Raw genomic sequence first — 19693 nt, forward strand, 5'->3', positions numbered from 1 at the left:
TAAAGTGATGAGTGGTATAGTTTTAATATTTATGGCGGCTACCGTTTTGTTTTCTTACCAAGGATTTCGGGATATGTCGTTTTTTAGGAAAAATCAATTCAATGTAGCTGCCATTTTGCAACAAAACGAGTATTGGCGGTTGCTGACCTCTGGATTTTTGCATGCTGATGGGATGCATTTGTTCTTTAATATGCTCTCGCTGTACTTTTTTCAAGGGATTGTGGTCAGCATTTTTGGGAATGTAGGGTTTGTGATTCTTTATTTAGGATCATTATTGTTGGGTAATCTGTTCAGTCTTTACATTTATCAAAAGCAGCCGTGGTACTCTGCAATAGGCGCTTCTGGGGCGGTTTCTGGGGTTATTTTTGCCTCTATCGCTTTGGCGCCTAATGATATAGAGGTTAATTTCTTACCAGGCTGGATGTTTGGAACGCTCTATTTTGCGTATTCGGTGTATATGATGCTGAACCCTAAACCTTGGGACAATTTGGGACACTCGGCGCATTTGGGTGGTGCCGCATTTGGCTTGACTTATGTGCTGGTGCTGTATCCAGAAGCCGTTTTTCAGAATAGCCTTTATTTGGGAATTATGGCGTTGCCGTTGTTGTATTTGGCGTATCAGATTTTTATAGGCAAGCGCATTAAATAAAGCGTTTATGCTTTCTCAGCGATAATAAAACGGTCGTTGCCAGAAAGGTCTTTAATGAGTTGATGATTTGCAAAATCTTGAAATAACGCCAAAGTTTCCGCACCCCATTTTTGATTGATTTCAAGGAAAACCAATCCCTTAGAACTGAGGTGTTTTTGGGCATCTTGGGCTATTTTTCGGTAGAACACTAAGGCATCAGAGGTCGGGGAGAAGAGCGCAATATTGGGCTCAAATTGAATGACCGTATTGTGGAGGTTGAGTGCTTCTTCTTGCCCGATATAAGGCGGATTAGAGATGATAACATCATAAAAACTTTCTAACGGATATTGGAGGTAATCACAACGAATAAGCTGAATATCCACTTGATGAAATTCGGCATTTCTTTGCGCTACAGCTTGGGCTTCCTCGGAAATATCAAGACTCTGCACCACCGCATTGGGGAAGTTTTTTTTCAAAATAATAGGAATGATGCCCGAGCCCGTGCCAATATCTAAAATCTTAAGCGGTGCCTGCGTATCTCTCTTTTCCTTGATGGTTTTAATGGCGATTTCTAAAAGTTCTTCCGTTTCTGGGCGTGGGATCAGCACGGCTTCATTCACAAAAAACGAAGTGCCAAAAAACTCGGCTTTGCCCAAAATCTGTTGGTAAGGTTGTCCTGCTTTGAGCTGAGAAATAATGGTTTTGAACTGAGAAATCGCCTCGTTAGAGCAAGGTTCCGCAGCGTGAATTTTAAGCGCTACAGCGGAATATCCCAACATAGCTTCGCCGAAAGTTTGCCATAAAATACGGCGCTCTGCAGCGGTATAATGTGCCGCAAGTTCTTCTTGAAATAATTGCTCTACCTCCTTTACAATCATTGACTTAGTCTTGTGAAAACCAAAGTTTCATCGCTGGATTTTTCATCGTCGATCAGGTAGCCTTCATAATTAAACGCCTTAACATCTTCCAAAGTTTTCGCCTGATGTTCTGCACAGTAGCGGATGACAAGCCCACGCGCGTGTTTGGTGTATACCACAATGGTTTTAGGTTGTCCATTTTTGATGTCGTAGAATTTAAAATCAATCACTTTGGCGTTCAACTTTTTGCGGTCTACGGCTTTAAAATATTCTTGACTTGCCAAATTCAGAATAATATCGCCTTCTTGGGTCTCTTGATTGAGGGCTTTTGTGATTTTTTCTCGCCAAAAAGCATAGAGGTTTTTATATTTTTCAAACTGAAACGGGCGCCCCATTTCTAAGCGGTAGAGCATAATTTCATCAGAAGGTTTGAGCAAGCCATAGAGCCCAGAGAGCATTCTGTAATGCTTTTGCAAATACTCAACAGCCGATGGCGGTAGCGTGGGGGCATCCAGTCCGCGATAAACCTCTCCCGTAAAGGCAAAGAGCGCATTGGTGGACTCTTCTGGCGTGGGGTGGGCAGTCCAATTTTGGTTGCGCTCCCAGTTTTCATCGGCTAATTTGGTAGAAATTTCCATCAAGTCCGCCAAAAACTGCGGCGACTTTTTTTTGAGGTGAGATTGTATTTTTTCAGCTTCTTTGATGAACTGTGGCGTTGTGGCTTTAAGTTGGGTAGAATGGAAATCTACACGCATCAGCTTGGCAGGAGAAGATAATATTTTCAGCATATTAAATTTGTTTTTGAGGTTAAATTTCGCCTTTACCTTGTCTTATAATTTCTGGCGTTCCAGAGGTCAGATCTACAATGGTAGAAGCGATATTATCGCCATAACCAGAATCTATCACGAGGTCTACAGCGTGGTCGTATTTCTCTGCAATCAGCTCTGGATCAGTGGAATATTCTAATATTTCATCTTCATCTTTAATGGAAGTGGAGGCGATGGGATGCCCCAAATGCTCTACAATCAGCTGAGGGATAGTATGGTCAGGCACGCGAATACCCACGGTTTTATGCCCTTTATAAGCGAGGGGTAGATTTTTACTGGCTTCCAAGATAAAGGTGAAAGGCCCAGGGATATGGCTTTTGAGAAATCTAAAAATGCTGTTGTCTATCGGTCTTGTAAAATCCGAAAGATGGCTCAGGTTATGGCAGATGATAGAAAAACGGGCTTTCTCTAACTTCATTTTTTTGAGAGCAGCCAGCTTTTCCATTGCTTTGAGGTTGTTAATATCACAGCCCAAAGCATAAACCGTATCCGAAGGATAGATGATCAAACCGCCTTTTTTCAGCGTAGCCACCACCTCTTGAATAGCCTTTTCTTGAGGGTGGTCAGGGTAGATTTTTAGGATTTTAGCCATAAAATGATGGGATTATTCTGCAAAAGTAAAGAAAAAATATAAGAGATGCTATTTTATTGTAGTTTGCTGCGCTTCATCCCTTGTTGCCATTTTAGGAAGCCGATGGTGGCTAATACGGTGAAAATAGCATATTGTATAGAAGTGATGGCGAGCCCTTTATAAAGGTACATAGGAACGCTAATTAAATCGCCGATGATCCAAAACAGCCAATTTTCCACTTTTTGTTTTGCCATAAGCCACATCCCGACTAAGAAAATGGCAGTGGTGATAATGTCAACATAGTTCGTCCAATCCAAATGATACCAACCTAAACTAACGCCATCCATAGAAAAATGATGGTCTATATAGGGTTTAAAGTAATATATAATTCCTACTAAAACAAGGCTTAAAATAAATAATCCTAAACAAAACTGCCATTCCTTTTTTGTGGTATAAGAGGGCTGGATGTGGATATGATCAGTGGTGTTTTTAGACCATAGTGCCCAGCCATAAATGCTCATCACAGTGTAATAAAAGTTAATCATCATATCGCCAAGGAGCCCAGCATTAAAGAGTAAATAGACATAAATAACCGTGCTGATAATGCCTGTGGGATAAACCCATATGTTTTTTTTAGTAGAAAAATAAACACTCAGCAATCCGAAAATACTGCCTATGCTCTCCAAAGCGATTTGTAGAGAAGAGTAGCCCTCGTAGGGGGTTAGGAAAAAATCGTAGAAATTCATGAGGTCAAATATAAATAAAAAATATGAAGTGCTAAAAACCCTATTTTGCAGATGTGATATTGATAAAATAAATTTAAAATATTATTGATTTAATAATTATTTTATCTAATGAAAATCATCCAAATGCAGAAAAAAGCCGAGAGATGGTGTCAATATTTCAAAAAATTATTTTATTTTCGTAAAATCAATTTATAAAGAGAGAGAAATTATGTCAAGCATTTGGAAGAAAAAACCGTTGGCTGCCTATGAGGCGGATATGAAAAAAAGTGAACTCAAGCGTGTTTTAGGAAAATGGAGCCTTACCGCTATTGGTATCGGCGCCATTATTGGAGGCGGTATTTTCGTCCTCACGGGGACTGGAGCGTATTATCATGCGGGTCCAGCCTTGGCATTGTCCTTTGTAGTGGCTGGTATAGCGTGTATTTTTGCAGCGCTGTGCTATGCTGAATTTGCCTCGCTACTGCCTGTGGAAGGCTCTGCGTATGCGTATGCCTATGGTACGGTGGGGGAGATTTTCGCTTGGCTTATCGGCTGGGGGCTGGTGCTGGAGTATGCAATGGGCTCTATGACCGTGGCGGTTTCGTGGTCTGGGTATTTTAATAAACTCCTCAAAATGATGGGCGTAGAAATTCCGTATTATTTAACGAACGATATTGCTTCTGCACGAGATTACGCCCTCAACCAGGGTTTGGAGGTGCCCTCTTTTGCGTTTAACTTACCTGCGTTTTGCATCGTTCTTTTGGTGACGGCATTGTTGGTGAGAGGTACTAAGGAAGCGGCTGGTGCTAATAATTTCATTGTTTTGCTTAAAACTTCGGTGGTTATTTTTGTGATTATCGTGGGGACATTTTACATCAATATGGACAACCTAACGCCTTTTATTCCAGAGGAAACCATGATTAAACAATCCAACGGCAGTATGGGGCCCGCCTATGGTATTCAAGGCATTATTGCGGGGGCTTCGGCGGTATTTTTTGCATATATCGGGTTTGATGCCGTTTCTACGCAGGCGGCGGAGGCTAAAAATCCTAAAAAAGATATTCCTTTTGCCATTATCGCCTCTCTGTTGGTGTGTACATTATTGTATATTCTGATGTCTTTGGTTCTTACAGGAATGATGAATTATAAAGACTTTGGCTCTGTTCCAGATGCATTGACAGCACCTGTGGCTATTGCGTTTGAGAAGGCAACAGGGATGAACTGGGCCGTAATTCTCATCACCGTTTCTGCTACGATAGGTTTAATTTCTGTGCTGATGGTGCTGATGTTAGGACAAACCCGAATTTTCTTAGGTATGGCGAAAGATGGGCTTCTGCCTAAAATATTTAAAGATATCCACCCTGTGAGAAAAACTCCGTATAAAAACACACTGCTTTTAGGCGTTGTGGTGGCTCTGGTAGCGGCTTCTACACCGATTAGTACTTTGGTGCATATGACCAGTTTCGGAACTTTGTTTGCCTTTACGATGGTATGTTTTGCGGTTTGGTTGCTCAGGGTAAAACGCCCAGATTTAAAGCGTGATTTTAGAACGCCAGCCTTGCCACTCATTGCCTTGTTGGGGATCATCACGAACCTTTATTTGATATTTAATTTGGAAACTTCGGCTATTTATATGGCGATAGGATGGCTCACTTTCGGGATTTTGGTTTATTTTCTCTATGGTAAGAAAAACTCGGTGCTGAACAAAGGTGGCTACGATGAATATCAATAAAATATAGAAAAATCTGTTTTTATTTCGGCTTTGCATCATTATTTTAAGGTTAAATTTGAGATGAGATGCTAAGCCGAAATTTTTAATCATAAGGGAGGGTAAAATTTGAATGATATAGGATAGATAGCAGTAAAAATTATGTTTAGTAAGCAAGAATCAGCAAGGATTAAAACGGAATTTTGGACAGCTTTTGGGAAATCGTTCCCGAGAAAATGGCTGTTGTATAACACTAAAATTAAAGATTTTGCCTTCAAATTCTCCGCAGAACGCAAGCGGGCAGAGGTCAGCTTAGATATAGCGATGAAGGAAGAAGCGCTTCGGTTGGCATATTTTGAGAAAATGCAAGCATTGGAAAGCATTTTAGAAGAGGCGTTAGGCGAGGTGTCTTGGGAGGCTTTTTATACTTTGGAAAATGGCAAAACCATCAGTCGCATTTGGGTCACCTTAGAGGATGTTAGCATTTATAACAAAGCGACTTGGTCAAGCATTTTTGAGTTTTTTGTGGACAAAATGTCAAAATTTGAAGCTATTTTTTACGAATACGAAGATTTTATAAAAGCGATTTAAAGGGCGTTTATTGGTATCTTTCGTGCTCTTGGTTTCGGATAAATTTCTTGATGAGTGGCATCACCCAAGCTTTGTATTTCTCCACATCAAAAACTTGAGAATCTGTGAGGGCTTTTATGGTGAGCCAAATTCCAAACGGCGCTAAAACCAAATTCGGAATCCACGCGCCTACATAAGGATTGAGCAAGCCCTTCCACGAGAGATTTTCCACCGTAAGATTGAGTATATAGAAAATAATAAAGATCACCACAGCAATAATCACAGGAACTCCAATGCCACCTTTTCTGATGATAGAACCCAAACTGGCGCCTATCAAAAGGAAAATAATACAAGTCATCGGGAAGGCTAAAATCCGTTGCTGGTACATGATAACCTTGCTTCGGTATTTGGTAAGGTCGTACAATTCTTCATCTTTCGCTTTCTTGATTTCCTTCTGTGTATCTATTTTCTGATAAGCGTTATAGAGCACTTCCAACTGTTTTTTAGCCTCCAATTTTTCCAATTGAAAAGGTTCTACGGCTTTTTTATTTTTAGACTGTTCAGAATAATTGATGTAATAATTATTTTGTGCAATCAGGTCAGAAGCGATATTATTTAAAAGATTTTGATTGTCTTTTTCTAATGTTTCTATCGTTTTGGTGATTTGCGGATAAGTCTGGAACTCATAACTATCCGAAATTTTTTCATCTTCTATGGCTTTATTTACCACGGCACTCACATCTAAATGGAGGGTTAGGCTATCAAACTGAATAGAGCGATTGGGTTGCTTTAATTTCTCGTTATATTCATAGCTACTGTTCTCATCTTCAAAGATATAGCCGTCTTTTAAAACAAGTTTTAGGTAATTTTTACTTTGTGCTGGTACAAATTTCCCTTTTTTAGCGATAATCGTTTGCGAATTATCCAAGCCAGAAGCCTCTTTATGAATCATCACACCCTCTAAATTTTCGCCGTTTTCGCCATAGATTTTATCAAATTTGGCAGAAGCTCCAGGAATAGTGTTGATGAATTGACCAGGTGTAAAGTTGAGCGCAGGTTTAGTCACCACAATGTTATAAAGCATATTTTTTGCTTTTTTGTTAAAATCTGGGACTATATTATTGGAAAATAGAAATAAAATGGCAGCCAACCCTATGCTCACAAAAATTAAAGGTTTCATAACCCTAAAAAGAGAAATTCCCGCTGCCTTCATCGCTGCGAGTTCATAGCGCTCACCAAACGAGCCAAAAGTCATCAGAGAAGAGAGCAAAATAGTCAGCGGCAACACCATACTGACCACCGTAGCGCTCATATAGAATAGAAGTTTGGTAATTTCGTAAGGCGAAAGCCCTTTGCCTGTGAATTGGGATAGTTTAATCCAAATAATATTCACAATGAAGATAAAAAATAACACACTGAAGATGAACAAGAAAGGTCCAAAAAAAGTTTTGATGATGTATTGATCTAATTTCTTCAGCATAGGGCAAAGATAGGCTAAAAATTAAAAATATAAAACAGCGTTACGGGTTTTGTTGATGTTTTAATATAAAATCGGTGAGTGCCTTGTTGGTGCTACTAAAACTAAAACCACTGGAAACGAGGTAATAATTCTGCGGATTTACACAATGAGGATAAGCTTGTTTTGCCAGTTCTAATTTTTTCTCATCAAAACTCATTTCTCTGATTAAAGCCAAAACCTGTTCTGCGGAAAACGCCGAAACTTTATTCTGACTTAGAAATACTTGAAGTTTATTATCATCAAAACTTTGATCTTTAAAATGATTTAAAAAGTTGTTAAACTCAGCATCATTCATCATTGGAAGTCTTGAAAATGCAGTGTTCCAAGGATGATAAACTGCTCCATCAGGTCTGATAGGTAATTCGTTTACCAAGAATAGACCTTCATCAGGCAGAAACTCTAAAAGGGTTCGTGTATGATTTTTTAGCAAAATTTTAGCCCTATAAATAGGAATTCCATTTTCTAAAATACTGAGCTTTTTAACGCCTGTTCCTAAATCAAAAAAGCGATAAAAACCCGTTCTGTTCTCTATACTTTGGTCGGCAATGGTAATTTGATAACGCTCAGAATAGGCGTGAGCATCGTTAATCCGTACAAAAACTTCGGCATAACCATTGGTATTGAAGCGTTTTTGAGGATTATGGCGTTTTGTTTTTACTGGCGCCAATTCGTTGGTTAATAACTGCCCTTGGGCGCTAACCATAATAGTTAAAAAACTAAATCCGAAGCCTAAAAATAGAGATTTCATAATTTATAATTCTGTAATGATATAGTTTTTATATTGATTTTTATCAAAATTGAAAAGGTTAGAGTTCAAGTTTTGGTTGTATTTATAATCCTGAATTTGGATGACTGCCACCTCGTTGTTATTCGTGTATTGTTCCAACTTAACCAGCTCATTTTTAACTGTATTGATGAAGAGATAAACCGCTTTTACCTCATTTTTGCCTACAGGTTTCATTTGGATTAAATCGGTGCTGATGCCTGCAATGTTTCTCTTGCCAATATAACTGATTTGGTAGCCCTTTTTATAATCATCTAAATAGCTGGTAGGGGAGAAGAGCACAGCGTTTTCATTAGGCACAGCAATGGTCACTTCTTGGTCTTCATCAGTGATGTTGTATATTTTTTTGCCATCAAAAATCTGTTCCGTTCCCATAATTTTGAGCTTATATTTAGCCCCTTCGGAATAGAAAATACCTGTTTGGGTTTTCTGTACTTTTCCGCTCCCAGAGCCATATAAAAACTTGAAGTAAGTGTTCTTTTTAGCTTTATAATTGGCGGAAACTTGATCTAAAATGGTTTTGGCTTTTGCATCTACTTTTTGGGCAAAGGCATTGGCTATTATGCCAACGGAAAGTGCGGCTATGCTTATTTTTTTAGTAATGGATATCATCATTTTTTTGAATTTATTTCTTCAAGTCTTCCAAAAATTGTTCCAATGTATGGAGGTCTTGGATGAGAACATCCCGCGCCTTAGAGCCATTGAAACTGCCCAAAATACCGCTAGCTTCCAACTGATCTACAATTCTGCCGGCACGATTATAGCCCAATTTAAGCTGTCGCTGGAGCATAGATGTAGAGCCTTGTTGCGTAGAAACCACAATTCTGGCGGCTTCCTCAAACAGGGCGTCTCTCTCGTTAAGGTTGAAGTCGGTGTTGGCATTGCCGCTCTCCTCGCCGATGTATTCTGGCAGTTCATAAGCGCCAGCATAGCCTTTTTGCTCACCGATGAAATCCGCAATCCGCTCCACTTCAGGCGTATCTATAAAGGCGCATTGCACCCTAATCAAATCGTTGCCGTTGGAGATGAGCATATCACCTTTTCCGATGAGCTGGTCGGCACCTGTGGTGTCTAATATCGTCCGAGAATCAATGTTGGAATTCACTCTAAACGACACTCTGGCAGGGAAATTAGCTTTGATGATCCCTGTAATAACATTAACGGTCGGCTTCTGCGTGGCCACAATCAGGTGGATGCCCACCGCTCTGGCTTTCTGCGCCAAACGGGCGATCGGCTGTTCTATTTCCTTGCCTGCGGTCATAATTAAATCAGCAAATTCATCTACCACCAGCACGATGTAAGGCAAATAGCGGTGTCCATTTTCTGGGTTGAGTTTTCGCTCCGAAAATTTGGCATTATACTCGTTAAGGTTTCTACAAAAAGCATCTTTTAGCAAATCATAACGGTTGTCCATCTCGATACATAATGAGTTTAAAGTGTTGATAACATTAGAGTTATCGGTGATGATGGCATCTTCCACATCAGGGAGTTTAGCTAAATAATGGCGTTCTATTTTGGAGTACAAAGAAAGCTCTACTTTTTTAGGGTCTACCATCACAAATTTAAGTTCACTCGGATGTTTTTTATAAAGCAATGAAGTAAGTATTGCATTGATACCCACAGACTTACCTTGTCCTGTAGCCCCAGCGATAAGGAGGTGCGGCATTTTGGCTAAATCCGACATAAAGACCTCGTTAGAAATGGTTTTCCCAAACACGATCGGCAAGTCCATTTGGCTATTTTGGAATTTTGGCGAAGCGATTACCGAACGCATAGACACCATCGTGGCATTTTTCCGAGGCACCTCTATCCCAATGGTACCTTTTCCTGGCATCGGGGCAATAATCCGAATGCCCAAAGCGGCTAAATTAAGGGCGATATCATCTTGTAAACGCTTAATGGCAGCTACACGAATGCCCGCTTCAGGGATAATTTCATAAAGCGTAACCGTAGGTCCAATGGTAGCTTTGATCTTCGCAATACCGATTTTAAAGGTTTTGAGGAGCTCTACAATTTTATTTTTATTTTCTTCTAACTCTTCCTTGTTGATGGTAATTTCCTCATTGCCATAGTCTTTCAGTAATTCTATTGTAGGCATTTGGAATTGAGAAAGTTCTAATTTATGATCATATAAACCGTGTTTTTGCACCAATTCTTGAGCTAAATTTTCACTTTTATCCACTTGAGGCTCGGTAGGCACTTGCTCTATCGTAATCTCAAAAGAATCAGGCGCTATGCGAACTTTTTCTGGCTTATGAGGCTCTATTTCAGTTTCTTCCGTTTGTATTTCAACTTCAGCTGGAGTGTGTTTTGGCGTTTTAATAACCTGAGAGTCATTATTTACCGTATCTGTAAGGTCAATATCTTCAAACGAAATAGGTGCCGTAGGTAAGGGAGAAGTGGCACTTTCAGTGGTGTCTTCAGTTTCAAAATCATCATCAATAGTCATGTTATTCGGCGTTTCAACCACCTCGGAAGTTGGGATTTTAGATTTAATACCTTCCGTGATTTGTGATGCTTTATTATTGATTTTCTGTAATTTAGCTTGGATAACACTCGGACGGAGGTTAAACTCTAAAATAAAATACAACGCAATGCTGGACAATAGAACAAGCCACAGCCCAAATGGACCAATGAAAGTGTTCATATAGTCGTAGATTTGGTAGCCATAAACGCCACTCAACACGCCAGTTCCCTTAGTTACAGCGCCTAAAAAAATAGGAAGCCAGCATAGGAAAAATAGAGCGTGTGAAAAGACCTTCATCGGTTTGAAAAACTTTCTTTTCAGAATCAAAGTCCCGCACATCAAGATCAGAAATGCAATGATAAATGCAGCGATACCAAAACTTTCAAAAATAAATAAATTTCCTAACCAATCGCCAAATTTCCCGACAGAATTAGAAGATTTAATGGATTTATCTAATAATTCTCCAGCTTGGCTTTGGTCTGATTTCCAATTCATTAAGTAAGAAATAAATGCCAAGACAAGGATAATGGAAATAAGGATAAAGCTCAGTCCCAGAATGATACGGGCTTTGGAAAGCTTTTTTTGTGGTTTAGAAGTTTGCTGTTGTTGAGTCATTGATGATTTTTAAGGTCTGCAAATTTAACAATAAACAATGATAAATTAAGAGAAATCTCAGACTTTTTTAAAGCTTATATCTCTTATACCTATTTTTAATTTTAATTCTAATCAAAGTAGAATAGTGGAATTTTAACTTGTTGTAAATCAGTGTTTAATGGTAAATCAAAGGCGTTTGTACTAATTTTAGTGATGGTTTTTTATCAAAAAAAGCATCAAAATAAAAATAAAATGATTATATTTGCAACCGCAATTAGAAAGGTGCTCGAGTGGTTGAAGAGGCCACCCTGGAAAGGTGGTAAGCGGGTAACCGCTTCGAGGGTTCGAATCCCTTCCTTTCTGCAATATATGCTGATAATCAATAGGTTACATGTGTCGGAAACTAAAAAAGGGACTATTGAAATTTCAATAGTCTTTTTTTGTGGTTATAAGGATATGAAAATATCTCTCGTAAATTTCAAAGCAAGAAAACACCTTAATTATTGTCTATTCTTATTTTATTTTAAAACTACACCACTTCAAACCCAATATTTTTTAGATAATTAAACGTTGAATCATAAAACTCAGAACGTCGTGTATGATCTTGGTTATCGCCCTCTGGAACAGTAATAATCATTCCTTGTCTTGCGCGGGTGAGTAATACACGATACGCATTGATAAGATATTGTTTTTTTATATCTTTTTTAATGTTTTTCCAACTATTTCCAGAGAAATAAAATCCTTTCCATTCTTCTTCTGAAAACCTTAAATCTGCATCCCAAACTACACCTATCCAATCTAATTCTAAACCTTGTATCTGAAATTCGCTGGCTGCATCTTCCATAAAATAGGAAGAACGAATATCATTTTTATCCTCTAAAAACCAATGAACGTGATTCATATTAGTCTTAACGTCAATAGACAAGGGCTTTAACCGATACGCTTTTGAAGAAGCTACGATTCCATATCTTTCACTTCCTCTTGCAGTTTCTTTTAACCATTTTTTTGCGGTTTCTATATTTCTTGTTAATACAATTGGGTATTTATTTTTCAGTTTCTGGTAAGTTTGCTGTGCATTTTTATCAATATCTAAAATTTCTTTGATGAGTTTAGAGAGATATTCCGCCCTAAAAGAACGCATAGAAACGGAAAGGTGAAGATTTGGATTAAAAATTACTTGATGATTTTGTTTTAGTTCCTCGATACTTGTTTTTGCTGTATATTCAGAATCAAATAATTCTTTGGAAATTCTAGTTTCCCAGTGTGAAAAATGATGTTGAATTGCCGAAAGCCATTCTGAAATACCGGCTTCGCCATCATTTATTTCTTGTCCTCCTCCCACTAAACAAATAATAACTGCCCAATCTTGATGCCGATCTAAACAAGAAATCAAAAATTTGGGTTCTGATTCAGAAAAATTATGAATTTGTTTTTTCTCTTTCATAAATTTTACTGTTTTTTCTTTAGTCCACGCCCGTTGAGCTTCATCAAAAATAGCCACGTGGTCATAGGGTGCTTTTGGGTCTTTCAAATACTCATCTCGGTAGTGATGTACCATTTGGATAAAAGCTTTTACCTCTCTGATAGCTTGCTTTTTGGTAATTTTATTACCTTTTATCTTTTCTTGGATTACTTTATCTCTGGCAAGTGCCTCCTGCTTTTCGCCTCTTCAATAGTTTCCGTGATATAGCGTGTAGTTTGGTTTAAATTTATAGCTGCGGCATCATTTCTCGTAATTTCCTCCACACTATGCTGATTGTACAGACTGATGGCAGCCTCAATAATAGTTGGAGTAGGCGAATAACTTCCTTCAAAATAGTTATCAATGGCAATACTTTTTTCTTCTGAATAACGATCTAAAACCAGATTGATAAGCGTTCCTAAATTTTCAGAATTGGTTTTTAGCGGATTTACTAACTTATCATTATGTACCGATTCAGTAATCGTATGCTGAATTTCCTTTGCGTTTGTTGCAACTAAAATAGGAACCAATCGTACTTTATGGCTTGGTTGGTGAAAATTTTTTAGATTCAAAGCATAATCCCAAACTTGATCAATGTCTTGATTTTTAAATTGACTTTCCCCTACCTTAAATTCGATTACAAATACAATATTTTTGATAATCAGTAGGCAATCAATTCTTTTTCCCATCCTCGGAATCGAAAACTCAAAACATAAATATCCTTAGTGTTTCCCTATACTTTTTCTCAAAATTTCAATTTGATCTTCCCAGGCAATAAGCTCATTATTATTGTGTCCCAATCGCCCATTAACTGAAATTTCTCCAATAATATCTTTTTTAGATTTTTGAATAAAATTGTCCAGTGTATCCGTGTAGTAAGCATTACGTATTGACATAGTGATATTTTATATTGATAATGTGTTATTTACTCCAACCCCTTCCGATAGACCTCGTCTAAAGTGCGTTTGTGGGCATCTTTCCAAACGAGCCAACCATTATTACTACTGCCGATGCAAAAATTTGCAGCGGTACTGGGGCTGGCAAAGGTTTTATCGGTGTGAAGGATCAAACGACCTTGGTGTTCGGTGGTGTTTTTATCTAACAATTGTTGTCTTTTTTCTTTCCAGTTTAACGATGGAACAGAACTGCGAGCAATCACGCTGCCTTTCAACACTGTAAAACCTGCCGAATCATAAAAACCTTTTGCTTCACAACCTCGTCCAGAGGTGTAGAATAGATGTTTTTGGGCGGTTTCGGTGATCTCAAAAATGGAGCATCCCACAAAGGAAGTAAGAAATTTAATGTCTTCAAAAAACTCATTCATTGTATCCTTTTGATGCTCGGGCAGATTGGGACACTTCGGAGTTTGCCGATTTTCTTTCAACACAAAAGTCTTCGCTTTTTGGGCTTCATCAATGGCGAGATGCTCCAAATATTGCACATCTACCTTTGTAATATCGGTGTCTTTGGAGACGAAAATCAGGGCTTTTTGCCAAAAAATCTTTTTGTTATCGTGGTCTTTTATGCGTTCTTTGAAATTCTCTGTTTCGCCGATATACGCCTGTGGTTGTGTGTTTTCATCTTCGCCAATGAGGATGTAAAACGCTGGTTTCTGTAATTTTTCTTGTTGGTTCAGATACTTCAAATCCGAGCGTGGCACCACAAACATTTGGCAAATTTTATTGCTGATAAACACATATTGCGTTCCCTTGGGGTCGCCATCTACGAGATAAGTGGTTACAGTTTTTCCCATTAAATTTATTATTGTTTTAGTTTCATCAACTGTTTGATTAACAGATGTTTCTTTTATTATATTTTTATACTTACAAAAAAATCATTCGCAGGTGCTGTCTGCCTCTCCACTTGCGTGAGGGCGGAGGGCATTGTTGAAGCTCTTTTTTGCTTTTTCCCTTAAGAAAAGCAAAAAAAAGCGACTGCCCGTAGACCGACGCACTGCCTTTTTCCCTTGAAAAAAAAGGCAGTGCGGCACGCCCAAATGAAAAATATTTCTAATTATTAAATCTTTATACCTTCAAATCATTTCGCCCTTTTGATAAACACCCCGCCCTACGGGCACCCCTCTTTAAAAAAGAGGGGAAGCGGAGAGCCTCCGCAGGCGATAGCGTGGGCAAGTCAATCTTTCAATCTTTGAATAATTGAATCTTTGAATAATCTTGAATATGAAATCCAACCCCCTACACCTCTTCCACCTCATTGGGGAGGGTGATTTTGAGGCGGGGTTCTGCTTGCATAGCGCGTTTGATGGCGAAAATAGCGCCTTCGTTTCGTGCCCAACTGCGGCGTGCAATACCGTTGTTGACATCCCAGAAAAGCATAGATTTTAGGCGTTCTTCGGCTTCGGTGGTGCCGTCCAAAAGCATTCCGAAACCGCCATTGATCACCTCGCCCCAGCCTACGCCGCCACCGTTGTGAATGCTCACCCAAGTCGCGCCACGGAAACTGTCGCCAATCACATTGTGGATCGCCATATCGGCAGTGAACCGAGAGCCGTCGTAAATGTTGGAAGTCTCACGGTAAGGCGAGTCGGTGCCAGAGACATCGTGGTGGTCTCTACCCAAAACCACAGGTCCGATTTTGCCCGCTTTGATGGCATCGTTAAAGGCTTTGGCAATCCGCATTCGCCCCTCCGCATCGGCATAGAGAATGCGCGCCTGAGAGCCCACCACCAGCTGATTTTCCTGCGCTCCTTTGATCCACTGGATGTTGTCCGCCATCTGTTGTTTGATCTCCTCAGGAGCGGTTTTCATCATCTCTTCCAAGACTTGGCACGCCAAATCGTCGGTTTTTTGCAAATCCTCAGGATTGTTGCTCGCACACACCCATCGGAACGGACCAAAACCGTAATCAAAACACATCGGCCCCATAATATCCTGCACATAACTCGGATAGCGGAATTCCCTGCCAAGGCTCGGGTTTTCAGCCATTACATCGGCTCCCGCACGGCTGGCTTCCAATAGAAAAGCATTGCCATAATCGAAAAAATAAGTGCCTTTGGCGGTGTGCTGGTTGATGGCTTTGGCGTGTCTGCGGAGGCTCTCTTGCACCTTTTCTTTGAATAATTCGGGCTGATTTGCCATCATTTCGTTGGATTCCTCAAAACTCATTCCCACAGGATAATAACCGCCTGCCCAAGGGTTGTGAAGCGAGGTTTGGTCGGAGCCTAAATCTATTGTAATTCCTTCTTTATCAAAGATTTCCCAAACTTCTACTACATTCCCCAAATAGGCGATGGATACCACTTCTTGGTTGGCTAAAGCTTGGCGAACACGCTGTACGAGTTGGTCGGTATTGTCGATAATTTCGTGAATCCAACCTTGTTCGTGGCGGATTTTGGTGATTTTCGGATTGACTTCGGCACAAACCGTTACGCAACCCGCAATAGTCCCCGCTTTGGGCTGTGCACCGCTCATTCCGCCAAGTCCCGAGGTTACAAAAAGACTGCCTTTGGGATTTTTGCCGATTTTGCGAAAGCCGTTCAGCACCGTAATCGTTGTGCCGTGAACGATGCCCTGCGGACCGATGTACATATAACTGCCGGCGGTCATCTGCCCATATTGGGTAACGCCCAACGCATTAAACTTTTCCCAATCATCTGGTTTTGAATAGTTTGGAATCATCATTCCGTTGGTTACCACCACACGAGGGGCGTTTTTGTGCGACGGAAATAAGCCCATCGGATGTCCAGAATACATCACGAGGGTTTGCTCATCGGTCATCTCGGCGAGGTACTGCATCGTGAGGAGATACTGTGCCCAATTTTGGAACACCGCCCCATTGCCGCCATAAGTGATGAGCTCGTGCGGATGCTGCGCCACGGCATAATCCAGATTGTTTTGGATCATCATTTGAATGGCTTTGGCTTGCAGCGATTTGCCTGGATAGTCCTGAATATCACGGGCATACATTTTATAATCAGGGCGAAAACGGTACATATAAATGCGCCCATAAGTTTCCAATTCCTCCCGAAATTCGGGCAAAAGCGTGGCGTGATGCTTCGGCTCAAAATACCGCAATGCATTTCTCAGTGCCAATTTTTTCTCCTCTTCATTAAGGATATCCTTACGCTTGGGAGCGTGGTTAATTTCGGTATCATAAGGTTTCTTCGCAGGCAATTCTTGCGGAATACCTTGTAAAATCTGTTGTTGGAAGGGTGTCATAGTCTCGTTTAATTTTGATACGGGTTTAAGTTGCTCAAAGATAAAAATTTAAATGCAAACTGAAAAATGAACGCGCAATAAAGGCATTAAAATGGATAAAAAACTTATATTTGTGGCTGCAAAAATTTAAACAATGAACTACGACGACAAAATTAAAACCTCGGAAACGCATATATTTAAAGTGGTATTCCCTAACATTACCAACCACCATAATACGATGTTCGGTGGAACCGTGATGGAAATGATGGATGAAGTGGCTTTTATCACGGCAACGCGCTTTGCCAGAAAATCCTTTGTAACGGTGAGCTGTGATAGAATAGATTTCAAAAAACCGATTCCTGCGGATACTTTGGTGGAGCTGATTGGCAAAGTGAAATATGTGGGCAATACCAGCCTAAAAGTGAATGTGGAAGTTTATATAGAAGAAATGTATGCCGATACGCGTGAGAAAGCGGTTTCTGGCGATTTTACCTTGGTTGCTATTGATGAAAATAAAAGACCTCAGAAAATTTTTGAATCCTAATGGCAATAGCGGATACACCCAAGAAAATAGGACTTAAAGAAGCTATATCCATCGGGATTGGTGGTATGGTGGGCGGCGGTATTTTTGCGGTGTTGGGCTTGGCGGTGTCTTTGGCTAAGGGCGGTACCCCTGTGGCGTTTCTCTTTGCTGGCGTGCTGGCGCTCATCACTTCTTATAGTTATGTTAAACTTTCTAAAACTTACCCTGACCGAGGTGGCACTGTGAAATTCATCAACCAAGGTTTTGGCAGAACGGTATTTAGTGGCGCGGTTAATAATTTGCTGTGGTTGAGTTATATCATTATGCTGTCGCTCTATGCCTCGGCTTTTGGTTCTTATGCCCCTAATCTCATTAAAATTACAGGAGACAAAACCATTGATTTTCATGTTTTTGCTACGGTGATTATCCTCATTGCTACGGCGATTAACTATTATAGTATAGTGGTGGTGGGCAAGATAGAATCTTATGCTGTGGTGATTAAACTGGTGATTTTGTTGGGCTTTGTGGGTATTGGCGCTTATGGACTGATAGGAAATCCTAATTTGGAACAATTGTCAATGGCACATTGGGAAAATCCGATCCAACTATTTGCTGGTGGTATGGTCATTTTTGTGGCGTATGAAGGCTTTGAGCTGATAGCGAACGCAGCGCCAGACATCATCAATCCTGAAAAAAATATCCCTAAGGCGTACTATTATTCCGTGATTTTTGTGATCCTTCTTTATATTGTGATTGCGGTGGTTACGGTGGGCTCGTTGCCTTTTTCGGAAATTGCTAATGCACAAGATTATGTATTGGCAGAGGCCGCTAAGCCGATGTTGGGGCAAATAGGATTTACCATCATTACCATTGCAGCGCTTATTTCTACTTTTTCTGCTATCAATGCCTCGTTATATGGCGGTTCCCAAGTGAATTACGAAATTGCCGAAGACCAAGAGCTACCCTCTCATTTTTTAGCGCAACTTTGGGGACAACCGATTGGGCTGATGATTACCGCCGTGGCGACTTTAATTCTGGTGAATACCTTACCTTTGGAGAGTATTTCTACCGCAGGGAGCATCGGGTTTTTGCTGATTTTTGGCTTGGTGAATGGCGTAGGCTTTAAACTTTCCGCCGCGATTAAAGGTCAACGCTGGATTCCGTTGATGGGCGTTCTTTTGTCCGCCATCGCATTAGGGATTTTAATCCATCAGCAATGGGGGAGTAGTCCACAAGGCGTTTGGGTGTCGGTGGGCATTATCGCGTTTTGTCTGATAGGCGAGTGGCTTTATCAGCGCCGAAAAAAAAGCGTATAATTTTACAAATTTTTGTGGAAGTTAATAAGCGTGAGACTCTGTTTCAATATCATTTATAAATAAAGAAGATAAACGGTATTGGTAAAAATCGGCAAAATCATTAGAAATAAATTGAGACTTTAACCCAACAACATATGCAAACCATACTCGGCGCGAATGGTCCTATCGGAGAGGAACTCGCCAAAAAACTCTATAAAAATTATACCCAAAACCTCAAAATCGTTAAACGCCTAAAAGTACCGATAAACGCCCACCGAAAAAGAAGCCTCATCTGGACGCCCGATGCCAGCCGAGCCACCGCCCTCATTGGCAACACGCCCGATGCTTACGGCAAAACTTGGCACCTACCCATCGATGAAACTCGCCCTACTTATGCTGAATTGATTGCTTTAGCCTCAGGGATTTATGGCGAAAAATTCCATTATACGGTGGTACCGAAATGGCTTTTTCAAATCGGGGCATGGGTGAGTCCGAAAGTTAAAGAACTGTTGGAGTTGCTGCCTCGCTATGCCTACGATAATTTGTTTAGTGATGCGCGTTTCCGAGAAAAATTTCCAGATTTTAAAGTCACCACCTACCGCCAAGGGATTGAGCTGATCCGCAGCGAGCAATTAGAGGAGAAAAATAGAAAATAATTCCCCTTATTGATTGGAAATAAAGAGCAAAAATATCCATCTTTTTAGCGGAAAACTAAAACTCAACAGCAGAATATAGAACAAAACCAGCGGAATGCCTATTATTTTAGAGGAAAACCAAAACTTAATGGCGGAATATAGAATAAAACCAGCGGAAAACCTATTATTTTAGCGGAAAACCAAAACTTAACAGCGGAATATAGAATAAAACCAGCGGAATGCCCATCGTTTTAGCGGAAAATCAAAACTTAACAGCGGATCAATCATAATACCTCTTAATCTTTCAAAGATGAAACTTAAAATAACCAAAAGTTATTTCAAATAAATATTATTCATTTGATTTGTTTATA

Annotated in this window: 19 protein-coding genes and 1 tRNA gene; 7 read left to right on the forward strand and 13 right to left on the reverse strand. The window is 40.0% G+C overall.

From position 1 onward, the window contains the following. Positions 1 to 7: 7 nt before the first annotated feature. Positions 8 to 649, forward strand: coding sequence for a rhomboid family intramembrane serine protease (locus NYR17_RS05785; RefSeq protein ID WP_302504787.1), 642 nt, complete (start codon positions 8 to 10; stop codon positions 647 to 649). 5 nt (positions 650 to 654) lie between these two features. Here NYR17_RS05785 and prmC read toward each other — a convergent pair whose 3' ends face one another. The 4 genes from prmC to pnuC are packed head-to-tail and all read right to left on the reverse strand — an operon-like array spanning position 655 to position 3629. After that, positions 655 to 1506, reverse strand: a complete 852-nt coding sequence (gene prmC, locus NYR17_RS05790; protein ID WP_302504788.1) for a peptide chain release factor N(5)-glutamine methyltransferase — start codon at positions 1504 to 1506, stop codon at positions 655 to 657. Then, on the reverse strand, positions 1503 to 2270 hold the full coding sequence (yaaA, locus tag NYR17_RS05795) for a peroxide stress protein YaaA (protein ID WP_302507011.1): 768 nt from the start codon (positions 2268 to 2270) through the stop codon (positions 1503 to 1505). The genes prmC and yaaA overlap by 4 nt, the downstream gene beginning before the upstream one ends. Positions 2271 to 2292: 22 nt before the next feature. Further along, positions 2293 to 2904 (reverse strand): L-threonylcarbamoyladenylate synthase, encoded by a 612-nt coding sequence (locus tag NYR17_RS05800; protein ID WP_302504789.1) that lies wholly within the window; start codon positions 2902 to 2904, stop codon positions 2293 to 2295. 53 nt (positions 2905 to 2957) lie between these two features. Then, positions 2958 to 3629: a nicotinamide riboside transporter PnuC gene (gene pnuC, locus NYR17_RS05805; protein WP_302504790.1), complete on the reverse strand. Its 672-nt coding sequence runs from the start codon at positions 3627 to 3629 to the stop codon at positions 2958 to 2960. A 208-nt stretch (positions 3630 to 3837) separates the two neighbouring features. Here pnuC and NYR17_RS05810 point away from each other — a divergent pair, with 208 nt between their 5' ends. Beyond that, positions 3838 to 5340, forward strand: coding sequence for an APC family permease (locus NYR17_RS05810; RefSeq protein WP_302504791.1), 1503 nt, complete (start codon positions 3838 to 3840; stop codon positions 5338 to 5340). Between the two features lie 138 nt (positions 5341 to 5478). Continuing rightward, positions 5479 to 5907, forward strand: coding sequence for a DUF4268 domain-containing protein (locus tag NYR17_RS05815; protein ID WP_302504792.1), 429 nt, complete (start codon positions 5479 to 5481; stop codon positions 5905 to 5907). Between the two features lie 7 nt (positions 5908 to 5914). On the opposite strand, the gene NYR17_RS05820 is transcribed toward NYR17_RS05815, so the two are convergent. The 4 genes from NYR17_RS05820 to NYR17_RS05835 are packed head-to-tail and all read right to left on the reverse strand — an operon-like array spanning position 5915 to position 11271. Continuing rightward, positions 5915 to 7366 (reverse strand): LptF/LptG family permease, encoded by a 1452-nt coding sequence (locus NYR17_RS05820; protein ID WP_302504793.1) that lies wholly within the window; start codon positions 7364 to 7366, stop codon positions 5915 to 5917. Positions 7367 to 7406: 40 nt separating this feature from the next. Continuing rightward, positions 7407 to 8153, reverse strand: coding sequence for a DUF4476 domain-containing protein (locus NYR17_RS05825; RefSeq protein ID WP_302504794.1), 747 nt, complete (start codon positions 8151 to 8153; stop codon positions 7407 to 7409). Between the two features lie 3 nt (positions 8154 to 8156). Then, entirely contained in the window at positions 8157 to 8801 is a 645-nt protein-coding gene (locus tag NYR17_RS05830; protein WP_302507013.1) for a LolA family protein, read from the reverse strand. 13 nt (positions 8802 to 8814) lie between these two features. Then, positions 8815 to 11271: an FtsK/SpoIIIE family DNA translocase gene (locus NYR17_RS05835; RefSeq protein ID WP_302504795.1), complete on the reverse strand. Its 2457-nt coding sequence runs from the start codon at positions 11269 to 11271 to the stop codon at positions 8815 to 8817. 255 nt (positions 11272 to 11526) lie between these two features. Here NYR17_RS05835 and NYR17_RS05840 point away from each other — a divergent pair. Then, positions 11527 to 11613, forward strand: a tRNA-Ser gene (locus NYR17_RS05840). Between the two features lie 166 nt (positions 11614 to 11779). Here NYR17_RS05840 and NYR17_RS05845 read toward each other — a convergent pair. From NYR17_RS05845 to NYR17_RS05865, 5 genes are all read right to left on the reverse strand, one after another. Next, a complete protein-coding gene (locus NYR17_RS05845) occupies positions 11780 to 12880 on the reverse strand; it encodes a DNA/RNA helicase domain-containing protein (protein ID WP_367997966.1) in 1101 nt (366 codons plus the stop codon). Beyond that, complete coding sequence (locus NYR17_RS05850; protein ID WP_302504796.1) at positions 12880 to 13401, reverse strand: hypothetical protein; 522 nt, start codon at positions 13399 to 13401, stop codon at positions 12880 to 12882. Before NYR17_RS05850 ends, NYR17_RS05845 begins: the two co-directional genes overlap by 1 nt. Positions 13402 to 13434: 33 nt before the next feature. Beyond that, positions 13435 to 13608, reverse strand: coding sequence for a hypothetical protein (locus NYR17_RS05855; RefSeq protein WP_302504797.1), 174 nt, complete (start codon positions 13606 to 13608; stop codon positions 13435 to 13437). Between the two features lie 29 nt (positions 13609 to 13637). After that, a complete protein-coding gene (locus NYR17_RS05860; RefSeq protein WP_302504798.1) occupies positions 13638 to 14465 on the reverse strand; it encodes a GIY-YIG nuclease family protein in 828 nt (275 codons plus the stop codon). Positions 14466 to 14907: 442 nt separating this feature from the next. Continuing rightward, the gene (locus NYR17_RS05865) at positions 14908 to 16890 is read right to left on the reverse strand and encodes a urocanate hydratase (protein WP_302504799.1); all 1983 of its coding nucleotides are present in this window, start codon (positions 16888 to 16890) and stop codon (positions 14908 to 14910) included. Positions 16891 to 17023: 133 nt separating this feature from the next. Between NYR17_RS05865 and NYR17_RS05870 the strand changes: the two genes are divergently transcribed. The 3 genes from NYR17_RS05870 to NYR17_RS05880 all read left to right on the forward strand — a co-directional run bounded on the left by NYR17_RS05870 (position 17024) and on the right by NYR17_RS05880 (position 19343). Then, positions 17024 to 17413 (forward strand): acyl-CoA thioesterase, encoded by a 390-nt coding sequence (locus tag NYR17_RS05870; protein ID WP_302504800.1) that lies wholly within the window; start codon positions 17024 to 17026, stop codon positions 17411 to 17413. After that, complete coding sequence (locus tag NYR17_RS05875; RefSeq protein WP_302504801.1) at positions 17413 to 18708, forward strand: APC family permease; 1296 nt, start codon at positions 17413 to 17415, stop codon at positions 18706 to 18708. Before NYR17_RS05870 ends, NYR17_RS05875 begins: the two co-directional genes overlap by 1 nt. A 134-nt stretch (positions 18709 to 18842) precedes the next feature. Beyond that, positions 18843 to 19343, forward strand: a complete 501-nt coding sequence (locus NYR17_RS05880) for a hypothetical protein (RefSeq protein WP_367997942.1) — start codon at positions 18843 to 18845, stop codon at positions 19341 to 19343. The last annotated feature ends 350 nt before the right edge of the window (positions 19344 to 19693 follow it).

It is taken from the genome of Riemerella columbina (assembly GCF_030517065.1).
Classification (GTDB): Bacteria; Bacteroidota; Bacteroidia; order Flavobacteriales; family Weeksellaceae; genus Riemerella; species Riemerella columbina_A.